Genomic DNA, 10049 nt, shown 5'->3' on the forward strand with positions numbered 1-10049 from the left:
GCCCAGCCCCGCCCCACCGCCGCCGACCCCGAGTCCGAAGGAGGTGCCGGACCGCCGCCGTCCACCTCGGACCCGGTGCGCCCGACCAGCCATGAGCCAGTCCTTTGAGGCCGCCCACCGGCACTGCCAGTCGCTGCAGGACGCCCTGAGCCGCTTCCGCCGGCACAGCCTCCACCAGATCGCCCAGTGGGGTACCCATCTGGCGGCCATCCTGCCCGTCGGCGGGCGGCTGCTGGCCGCCGGCAACGGGGGCAGCGCAGCCCAGGCCCAGCACCTGACCGCCGAACTCGTCGGCCGCTACCAGCGGGAGCGCCCCGCCTACTCCGCCATCGCCCTGCACGCCGAGACCTCCAGCGTCACCGCCATCGGGAACGACTACGGCTTCGACCACGTCTACGCCCGCCAGGTCGCCGCCCACGGCCGCCCCGGCGACGTACTCGTCCTGCTGTCCACCTCCGGCCGCAGCGGCAACCTGCTCGCCGCGGCGGAGACCGGCCGCGCCGCCGGACTGCGGGTATGGGCGATGACCGGTCCGCGGCCCAACCCGCTCGCCGCCGCCGCGGACGAGGCGGTGTGCATCGACGCGGACAGCACGGCCACCGTCCAGGAGGCCCACCTCCTCGCCGTGCACCTGCTCTGCGAGAGCCTGGACGCGGCCGGCCCGCCGTCCCCCGCGCCGGCCGTGCCCGTCCGCGGGGCCCGCCTGCGCCCCGGGGACCCGGTATGACCGGACGGGGCGGCCGGCCGCTGGTGATCGTCGGAGACGTCCTGCTCGACCGGGACGTGGACGGCGTCTCCTCCCGGCTGGCACCGGACGCGCCCGCACCGGTGGTGGAGGTGACCGGCGACCGGACCCGGCCCGGCGGAGCCGGCCTGGCCGCCGCCCTCGCCGCCCGCGGCGGTCGCCCGGTCGTCCTGGTGACCGCGCTCGGCGAGGACCCGGCCAGCGACACCGCCCGCCGGGCGCTGCGGCGCCTGGTGCGGCTCACCGAGCTTCCGCTGACCGGGTCCCTGCCGGTCAAGACCCGGATCATCGCCGGGGGCCGCCCGCTGGTGCGGGTGGACCGCGGCGGCGGCGTCCCCGGGCCCCCCACGGACGCGGTCCGCGCCGCGCTCGCCCAGGCCGGGACGGTGCTGGTCGCGGACTACGGACAGGGCACGGTCGACGCGGTACGGGACCACCTCGCCCAGGCTGCCCGCTCGGTTCCCCTGCTGTGGGACCCGCACCCCCGGGGTGCCCAACCGGTGCCCGGGGCCCGCCTGGTGACCCCGAACGGGGCCGAGGCCCGCGCGCTGTGCCCGGGGGACGACGAGTCGCTGCGCGCCTACGCGCTGCGCGGCAGCCGGCTGGCCACCCGCTGGCAGGCGGCCGCCGTGGCGGTCACGCTCGGCGAGCGGGGCGTGCTGCTGGCCCGGGCCGGGATCGACACCCCCATGCTGATGCCCGTGCCCTACCGGGCGACCGGCGACCCGTGCGGCGCGGGCGACTGCTTCGCGGCCACCGCGGCCGGCGCCCTGGCCGACGGCGCCCTGCCGGAGGAGGCCGTGCAGCGGGCGGTCGCCGAAGCCGCCGCCTTCGTCGCGGCCGACGGGGCGCGCAACGCCTCGCTGTGGGACACCGCCGCCGCCGAGCGGGCCCGCCCGGCCCGGGAGACCGACCCGTTCGCCCTGGCCGAGTCGGTCCGGGCCCGGGGCGGCACGGTGGTGGCCACCGGCGGCTGCTTCGACCTGCTGCACGCCGGCCATGTGGGCCTGCTGGAGAGCGCCCGCCGGATCGGCGACTGCCTCATCGTCTGCCTCAACTCCGACGAGTCCGTCACCCGCCTCAAGGGCCCCGGCCGCCCCCTCACCCTCGCCGCCGACCGGGCCCGGGTACTCGCCGGACTGGGCAGCGTCGACGCGGTCGCGGTCTTCTCCGAGGACTCCCCGCAACGGCTGCTGCGCCGGCTGCGGCCCGATGTGTGGGTCAAGGGCGGCGACTACTCCGTCGAGGACCTGCCGGAGGCCGAGACCCTCCACGAGTGGGGCGGCCAGGCGATCGTCCTGCCCTACCTCGACGGGCGGTCCACCACCGCGCTGACCCGGCGGGCCGCCCGGGCCGCCGAACCGGAGGGCCGGCCATGACCGGACGCGCCGAGGAACCCCGGGCGGCCGACTCCGCGGCCGAGGCCCGCCGCCGGCCGGCCGCCCGGCCCCGCCCCGCGCCCCGGGTGGGCGTGGTGGTGATCACCCGGAACCGGCGGTCCGGTGTGCTGCACACCCTGGACCGCCTCGCCCGGCTGCCCGAGGCCCCGCCCGTCGCCGTGGTCGACAACGGCTCCGCGGACGGCACCGCGGCGGCGGTGCGCGACCGCCACCCGGCGGTGACCGTCCTGACCGCCGACCGCAACCTGGGCGCCGTGGGACGCAACCTGGGCGCCGCCGCCCTGACCACCCCCTACATCGCCTTCAGCGACGACGACTCCTGGTGGGAGCCGGGCTCCCTGGCCCGCGCCGCGGACCTCCTGGACGCCCACCCCCGGCTGGGGCTGATCGCCGCCGCCACCCGGGTGGGCCCGGCCGGGCTGCCCGACCCGCTCAACGCCGTGCTCGCGGCCTCCCCGCTCGGCCGGGAACCGGACCTGCCCGGCCCCTCGGTACTGGGCTTCCTGGCCTGCGCCGCCGTGGTGCGCCGGACCGCCTTCCTGGCGGCCGGCGGCTTCCACCCGGTGCTGCACTTCGGCGCCGAGGAGGCGCTGCTCGCCATCGACCTCACCACCCGCCGCTGGGGTGTCGTGCACTGCCCCGAGGTGGTCGCCCGGCACCTGCCCGAGCACCAGCACGGCGCACCGCGCCCCGGACGGCTCCGCCGGGTGCGGCGCAACACCCTCCTCACCGCCTGGCTGCGGCGCCCGCTGCGGCACGCCCTGCGGGCCACCGCGCGCCTGGCCCTGGACGGCCGCACCGACCCGCAGGCGCGGGCCGCACTGGCCGAGACGCTGCGCCTGCTGCCCGCCGCGCTGGCGCGCCGACGGCCCGTGCCGCGCGGTGTGGAGCGGCGCATCCGGGCCGTCGAGGCGGCCTCACCCGGCCGTTGAGACGGCGGCACCGCACCCGGCGGAAGGAGGCCCCGTGACCGACCCGCGGATCACCGTCATCGTCATCACCCGCGACCGCAGGGAGGACCTGCTGCACACCCTGGGCCGACTGGCCGGCCTCCCCGAGCGGCCGCCGGTCATCGTGGTCGACAACCACTCCTCGGACGGCACCGCGCAGGCCGTACGGCGGGGGTACCCGGACGTCACCCTGCTCGCCCTGAGCCGCAACCTCGGCGCGGTGGGCCGCAATCTCGCCGCCCGCCGGGCGACCACGCCCTATCTCGCCTTCTGCGACGACGACTCCTGGTGGCAGCCGGGCTCGCTGGCCGGCGCCGCCGACGCGCTGGACGCGCACCCCCAGGTGGCGGCGGTGACCGCGCGCATCGTGGCGCACCCCCATCCGGACGACCCCGAGGCCGGGGGCGGCTGCCGCGAGGACCCCATCGTGCCCGAACTGCGCGGCTCCCCGCTGCCGGCCCCGCCCGGACTGCCCGGCCCGGCGCTCGGCTCCTTCCTCGCCGCCGCCACCGTACTGCGCGCCGACGCCTTCCGCGCCGCGGGCGGCTTCTCCCCGCGGCTGGTGCTCGGCGGCGAGGAGGAACTGCTCGCCGCCGACCTGGCGGCAAGCGGCTGGTGGCTGTGCTACGCCGACGGGCTGACCGCCCATCACCGGGCCTCGCCGCACCGGGACCGCACCGGGCGGCGGCGCCAGGGCATCCGGAACACCCTGTGGTTCACCTGGCTCCGCCGTCCCTGGCCCACGGCCCTGCGGCGCACGGCGTGGCTGGCCGCGACCGTGCCCCGGGACGCCGTCTCGGCCCGGGCCTTCGCCGAGGCCGCCCGCGGACTGCCCTGGGTGCTCCGGGAACGCCGCCCGCTGCCCCGCGCGGTCGAGGGGCGCCTGAAGCTGCTCGCCGCCGCCCAGCGGCGATCCACCGCACGCGGCTACCGCGACTGAACCGCGGTAGCCGCGCCGCCCCGGCCGGTGGTGCCGTCGGAACCGGAGCGCCGGCCGGTGGTGCCGTCGGAACCGCGCCGCCCCGGCCGGTGGTGCACTCCTGGGAAGCCCAGCGACCAGGTCGGCGTTGGCCTCAGAACCGCAGCGGCGGCCGGTTGGGGTGCCGGTGGAAGGCGATCGCCTCGGTGAAGGCGTGGGCGAAGTCCGCGCTGATCGCGCCGGCCGGCGTGTGGGTGACCACACCCTGGTCGGACACCGTCTCCTGCTGCCCGGTGGCGAGCAGCAGGGGCACCTCCAGAAGTGTCAGCACCTCGATGCCGGTGCCCAGGGCGGCGATCGGCTTGCCGTGGCGGTAGGCGTCGCGTACGAACCGTACGGCCGCCGGCTGGAGACCCGGCACCGGGGCGCCGCCCGGAGCCCCGGGCACCACCACCGCGTCGTAGAGGACCGAGGCCATGGTGGGCAGCGCGCGGTCCACCGGGTGGTCGGCGCCGTCGGACCCGGTGAACACACCGTCGTGCGGGGCGAGGACCTCGACCACCGCGCCCGCGGTCGTGAGGCTGGCCTTGAGGGTGTCGATCTGCTCGGCGTCCGCCCCGTCCCCCGCCAGCACGGCGATCCGCCGGGTGCGGATGCCGCCCGTCCCCCGGTTGTTCTCCAGGCTCAGAGCGGGGGAGGGGGTCGGCTGCGGCACCTGGCCGGCCGGGGCGGGCGCGGGGACGCCGATGCCCTCGGCGACCGAGACGGCCAGGGTGTGGTCGACCCGCGCCAACTGCTCGACGGTGCGGACCCGCACCTCCATCGAGTTCACCTTGCCCAACTCGAAGCGGAAGGCGTTCACGATGTGCTGCTGCTCCCAGTCGGACATGCTGTGCCAGAACATCGCGGGCTGGGTGTAGTGGTCCTCGAAGCTGGGGCTGCGCTTGCGGATCTTGTGCCCGTCCACCCGCTCCATCAGGTGCCGGAAGGCCGGAGCGTCCGGGTCGGCCAGCGCCGGGCAGCCACCGCCCAGCGAGTTGGGGCTGTAGCTGGTCCCGTGGTGGATGCTGCTCTGGTGGTAGCCGTCCCGCTGGTTGTTGCGGACCGGGGCCACCGGCCGGTTGACCGGGATCTGGCTGAAGTTCGGGCCGCCCAGGCGGATCAGCTGGGTGTCCAGGTAGGAGAAGTTGCGGGCCTGGAGCAGCGGGTCGTTGGTGAAGTCGATGCCGGGTACGACATTGGCGGTGTGGAAGGCCACCTGCTCGGTCTCGGCGAAGAAGTTGTCCGGGTTGCGGTCCAGGACCAGCCGGCCGATGGGCCGGACCGGTACCAGCTCCTCCGGGATGATCTTCGTGGCGTCGAGCAGGTCGAAGTCGAAGCGGTGCTCGTCCTCCTCCGGGACCAGCTGCACGCCGAGTTCCCACTCCGGGTACTCACCGGCCTCGATGGTGTCCCACAGGTCGCGGCGGTTGAAGTCGGGATCGCGGCCCTGCGCCTCCTGGGCCTCGTCCCACACCAGGGAGTGCACCCCCAGCTTGGGCTTCCAGTGGAACTTCACGAAGGTGCCCCGGCCCCGCGCGTTGACGAACCGGAAGGTGTGGACGCCGAAGCCCTGCATCATCCGGTAGCTCCGGGGGATGGCCCGGTCCGACATCAGCCACATGATGGTGTGCAGGGTCTCGGGCTGGAGCGAGACGAAGTCCCACAGGGTGTCGTGGGCCGAGGCGCCGGTGGGGATCTCGTTGTGCGGCTCCATCTTCACCGCGTGCACGAAGTCCGGGAACTTGATGCCGTCCTGGATGAAGAAGACCGGGAAGTTGTTCCCGACCAGGTCGTAGTTGCCCTCCGAGGTGAAGAACTTGGTCGCGAAGCCGCGGACGTCGCGCACCGTGTCGGCGGAGCCGCGCGGCCCCTGCACGGTGGAGAACCGGACGAAGACCGGGGTCCGCACCCCCGGGTCCTGGAGGAAGGCCGCCCGGGTGAACTCGGCACAGGAGGCGTACGGCTCGAAGTACCCGTAGGCGCCCGCGCCCCGCGCGTGGACCACCCGCTCCGGGATCCGCTCGTGGTCGAACCGGGTGATCTTCTCCCGGAAGTGGAAGTCCTCCATCAGGGTGGGGCCGCGCTCCCCGACCCGGAGGGAGTCGTCGGTGTGGTCGACGACCACACCCTGGTCGGTCGTCAGCGGACCCGCGGCCGGATCGTCCGCGAAATGGGTCTTGCGCTGTTCCTGTTTGCTGTCCGTCATCTCACTGCACCTCACCGGCCGATTGCGGAAGGGACGTCCGGCGGCCGGGACCGGAACGGCCGTGCCGATCTCGCGTGCCCTGGGCAGGGCGGTGGGAAGGAACCCGGCGGACCACCGGTCGGTCAAGCGGCACGGAGGCGCGTCAGCGGCCGGTGCGCGAGGCCCCGCCGAAGAGCCGGGCGAGCGCGCGGAACGGCAGGGTCACCACCGTCGCGACCGCGTTGCCGACGGCCCGCAGGACATCGGCGATGGCGCTGAGCACACTGACCTCCCGAGCGGGGCGAGCCGGTCCGCCCGGGGAGGCGCGGGCGCCTCTCCGGCACGTCGGAGCGCCTCCGGGGCGGCACCGATCCGGCCCTCATCGTCCGCGCCACTCCGGTGCGCGGTTCCTCTCATGGAACACCCGCCCGCCGGGCGCCGCATGGCGGGGGGCCGCCGGCGGGTCAGGACCCGTGCCGCCGGGTGAGCAGGTCCCGGGCGCGGTCCACCAGGCCGACGCCCGGCGCCAGCAGCTTGTTCGCGGGCGGGGTGTGCGGCGCCGAGGGGTGCGGACGGGTGGGCGCCAGCTTCTTGGCCTGCCGCACCCGGTCACCCAGCCGCATCAGGAACTCCTGCGGGCAGGCCGCGCGCAGCATCGGGAACAGCCGTCCCTCCTCGTCCTGCACATGGGTGGTGACCTCGGACATCAGCTGCTCGACCAGTCGGCCGAAGGAGGGGTCGCTCGGCTGCATGCCCTCCAGGTCCTTGAGGATCCGCTCGACCCGCTTGTGGTCGGCGAGCTCCTTGTCCGCCAGCGGGCCGCCGTTCTCGACGTGCTCGCGCACCGTCGGGTACAGGTACTCCTCCTCCGCCACCGAGTGCCTCACCAGCTCGACCGTCGCTTCGTCGACCAGATTCCTGACCTCCGGATCGCCGGGCCGCGCCGCCCGGATCCGCTCGAAGAGCCCCTCCACCTCGCGGTGGTCGGAGGTCAGCTCGGCGATCACGTCTCCGTCATGCCCCATGGCCGTTCACCTTCCGTCGTCGGGTGGCGTGCGCTCCGCCGGCCGGCCGGTGACAAGGGCGGCGAGGCGGCGGCCGGACTGCTGTCGCACCGGGCGCACGGACAACACAGCGGACCGCACCACCCGGGCGTGTCCGCCTCAATCCATCGCCCGTGGGCGTGTCACCGCGAACCGCCGCCATCGCGCGCCGGTGCGATGCCGCCTCGTTCACGGCATGGCCCCGCACTGACGCCATCGCGCTTCGGGCCGGCGGATCACGGCCGGCCGGCGGGGTCCGCGTGGAGCCGGTCCCTGAGCTCGTCGCGGTAGAGCGCGGCGACCCGGTCCAGCAGATCGGGATGGCGCAGCAGGCCGGCGGCGGACCGGTCGCCGTCATCGGGCGCCGTCAGCCGGTGGAACCGCACGGGGGTCTGCGAGCCGTGCTCGCCGGCCGCCGCCGCGGCGACCGCCGCCTCGGCCAGCGCGGGCTCGCCGAGCAGGCAGGCGGCCCAGCTCGCCACCGACTCGTCCACCCAGCTGCGCCAGGCGTCATCCGCGGGGTCGAGGTCCACCCGGGCGCCCACCAGCGCGTCCAGCCGGTGCGAGCCGCCGGGCCCCAGCAGCGAGACCAGCCCCGCGTCCAGCGAGGTCGGGTAGCGCAGCCAGGCGGCGACCGTCACCGCCTGGCGGGCCTGAGCCTCGGCGAGGGCCGCGCTCAGCGGCCCGCCGACCGGGGGATAGGCGCGCAGCAGCCAGCGGGTGGTGGCCGCGATGACGGAGGTGAGTTCCACGGACATGGCGCCAGGGACCTCCTTCCGCGGCGGAGCGGCGCTCGGCGGCGGCCGCGCGCGGCCGTGCCCGCGCGAGCGCGGCGGGGGCCGGGTGCCGCCCCTCCCGGCCGGGGCCGGGTGACGGGCCTCACCGGGCCTCGCGCGTCCGCCGCCGGTTGGCCTTGCGGATCGCCTCCAGCAGCTGCGGCTTGTCCATGGTCGAGCGGCCCTCGATGTCCAGCCGCTGGGCCACCTCGTACAGGTGGGCCTTGGTCGCCTGCTCGTCGACGCCCTCCCCGCTGCGCCCGCCCACCTGCCGCGGACGGGCGCCCAGCGGGTCCGAGGGCCCTCGGCGACCGCCCTCCTTGCGCTCCCAGTGATCGCCGACCTTCTCGAAGGAGTGCTTGAGCGCCGCGAAGGCCACCCGGTGCGAACGGTCCCCCTCCCCGTACTCCTCCACCGCCGCGTCATGCGCCTTGATCCAGGTGCGCTGCGCCTCCTTGGGCGAGCGCTCCAGGGTGGACGGCAGTTCCTGCTTGCCCGGCATCTCCCATCACCTCCGGTACCCAGGCGACGGGTCCCCGGCCCGGCCGCGCCGAAACGGCCCCGCCGGCCGGTCCGTACCGGATCCCCGCCCGGACCGACCGGCGATCTTGGGAGACCGGGCCCCCGGGCGGTCGCCTCAGGCGGTCGCGGGCGCCGCGGTCAGCGCACGGCCGCGCAGGACGGCCCCGGCCCCGACCGCGCCGGCGATGATCAGCCCGCCGGTCACCAGGGCGCCGCGCGCCCCGGCCAGCTCCATCAGCAGACCGAGCAGCGGCGGGCCGGCCAGACCCCACAGGGTGCTCACACTGCGCCACACGCCCAGCACCCGGCCGCGCAGATGCGCCGGCGGATCGGTCTGCAGGACGGTGGTCCCCGCGGTGTCGGAGATCGACTCCACCACGGCCATCGGCAGCACCAGCACCAGCAGCACCGCCAGGGAGGGCGAGAGGCCGGCCACCACCTGGAGCAGCGCCCCGGCGGCGGCCAGGGTGCCGACCAGGCGGACCGAGGGGCTGCGCAGCCGGGCGGCGAGCACCGCGCCGACGATGCCGCCGACGGCCAGCACCGTGGACACGGTGCCGAAGGCGCCCCCGCCGCCGTGCAGCGGGCCGGTCACCAGGACCGCCAGGGTCAGTCCGTAGTTCCGGCCGAAGACGGCGCTCAGCCCGGTGATACCGGCCAGCGCCACCAGCCGGGGCCGGCGGCAGAAGAAGGCCAGCCCCTCGCGGGCGGTCATGCCCTCGTCCGGCGCCCGCGGCCCGGGCGCGGCGGCGGCGTCGTCCGGTGCCCCGCCGGCCCCGGCCGCCGGGGTGAGGAACGGAACGACCGCGGCGACGAAGAGGAAGGACAGCCCGTTGGCCGCGTAGGCGGCCTGGGTGCCGAGGAAGGCGACGACCACACCGGCGGCGGCGGTCCCCGCGAGCCGGCCGACGCTGTGCACCATGGAGCCGACGGCGATGGCGGACGGCACGTCCTCGGTGGGCACCAGGTCGTTGCCGAGCAGCGCGCAGGCCGGCCCGTCCACGGTGGCGATCAGACCGGTGACGGCGGCCAGCACCATCAGCACCGTCAGGTCGAGCCGGTCGAAGGCGACCAGCGCGGCGGTGGTGAACGCGACCAGCGCCAGGGCCGCCTGACTCACCGCGGCGGTCACCTTCCGGGGCCAGCGGTCCACCGCGGCGCCGCCCAGCAGCCCCATGAGCAGGCCCGGGGCCGCCTGTACGGACAGCGACAGGCCGGTGGCCGCCGCCGACCCGGTGACCTGGAGCACCAGCAGGTTCTGCACGGTGAGCTGCATCCAGGTGCCGGCGTTCGACACCAGGTTGGCCAGGGACCACCACCGCATGCTCCGGTGGCGCAGTGAGCGCCAGGCGGCGCGGTCGGGCCGGCCCTCCGTCCGCCGCCCCGCGCCCCTGAGCCGTCCGGCCGGCCGTGCGGGGGCGGGTTCGGTCGGTTCGGTCAGGGCCGGTGCGGCGGGTACGGCGGGGG

At 76.2% G+C, this 10049-nt stretch carries 10 protein-coding genes; 4 read left to right on the forward strand and 6 right to left on the reverse strand.

Annotated elements, in window-relative coordinates; all coding sequences use genetic code 11:
• The first annotated feature begins 91 nt into the window (after positions 1-91).
• The 4 genes from E4099_RS22975 to E4099_RS22990 are packed head-to-tail and all read left to right on the forward strand — an operon-like array spanning position 92 to position 4035.
• Complete coding sequence (locus tag E4099_RS22975; protein ID WP_135341010.1) at positions 92-727, forward strand: D-sedoheptulose-7-phosphate isomerase; 636 nt, start codon at positions 92-94, stop codon at positions 725-727.
• A complete protein-coding gene (gene rfaE2, locus E4099_RS22980) occupies positions 724-2124 on the forward strand; it encodes a D-glycero-beta-D-manno-heptose 1-phosphate adenylyltransferase (RefSeq protein WP_135341011.1) in 1401 nt (466 codons plus the stop codon). Before E4099_RS22975 ends, rfaE2 begins: the two co-directional genes overlap by 4 nt.
• Positions 2121-3077, forward strand: a complete 957-nt coding sequence (locus E4099_RS22985; protein ID WP_135341012.1) for a glycosyltransferase family 2 protein — start codon at positions 2121-2123, stop codon at positions 3075-3077. The genes rfaE2 and E4099_RS22985 overlap by 4 nt, the downstream gene beginning before the upstream one ends.
• Positions 3078-3111: 34 nt before the next feature.
• On the forward strand, positions 3112-4035 hold the full coding sequence (locus E4099_RS22990; protein WP_135341013.1) for a glycosyltransferase family 2 protein: 924 nt from the start codon (positions 3112-3114) through the stop codon (positions 4033-4035).
• A gap of 133 nt (positions 4036-4168) precedes the next feature.
• Here E4099_RS22990 and E4099_RS22995 read toward each other — a convergent pair whose 3' ends face one another.
• The 6 genes from E4099_RS22995 to E4099_RS23015 form a co-directional block, all read right to left on the reverse strand.
• A complete protein-coding gene (locus E4099_RS22995) occupies positions 4169-6262 on the reverse strand; it encodes a catalase (RefSeq protein WP_135341014.1) in 2094 nt (697 codons plus the stop codon).
• A 142-nt stretch (positions 6263-6404) separates the two neighbouring features.
• Positions 6405-6524, reverse strand: a complete 120-nt coding sequence (locus E4099_RS34910) for an LPFR motif small protein (RefSeq protein ID WP_280923517.1) — start codon at positions 6522-6524, stop codon at positions 6405-6407.
• A 181-nt stretch (positions 6525-6705) separates the two neighbouring features.
• A complete protein-coding gene (locus tag E4099_RS23000) occupies positions 6706-7266 on the reverse strand; it encodes a hemerythrin domain-containing protein (protein ID WP_135341015.1) in 561 nt (186 codons plus the stop codon).
• A 254-nt stretch (positions 7267-7520) separates the two neighbouring features.
• Positions 7521-8042 carry a hypothetical protein gene (locus E4099_RS23005; protein WP_135341016.1) on the reverse strand — a complete coding sequence of 174 codons (522 nt, stop codon included), beginning with the start codon at positions 8040-8042 and terminating at the stop codon, positions 7521-7523.
• Between the two features lie 121 nt (positions 8043-8163).
• On the reverse strand, positions 8164-8562 hold the full coding sequence (locus tag E4099_RS23010; protein WP_135341017.1) for a ChaB family protein: 399 nt from the start codon (positions 8560-8562) through the stop codon (positions 8164-8166).
• A 135-nt stretch (positions 8563-8697) separates the two neighbouring features.
• Positions 8698-9906 carry an MFS transporter gene (locus E4099_RS23015; RefSeq protein WP_245245105.1) on the reverse strand — a complete coding sequence of 403 codons (1209 nt, stop codon included), beginning with the start codon at positions 9904-9906 and terminating at the stop codon, positions 8698-8700.
• Between the last annotated feature and the right edge of the window lie 143 nt (positions 9907-10049).

This window comes from Streptomyces palmae, assembly GCF_004684805.1.
Classification (GTDB): Bacteria; Actinomycetota; Actinomycetes; order Streptomycetales; family Streptomycetaceae; genus Streptomyces; species Streptomyces palmae.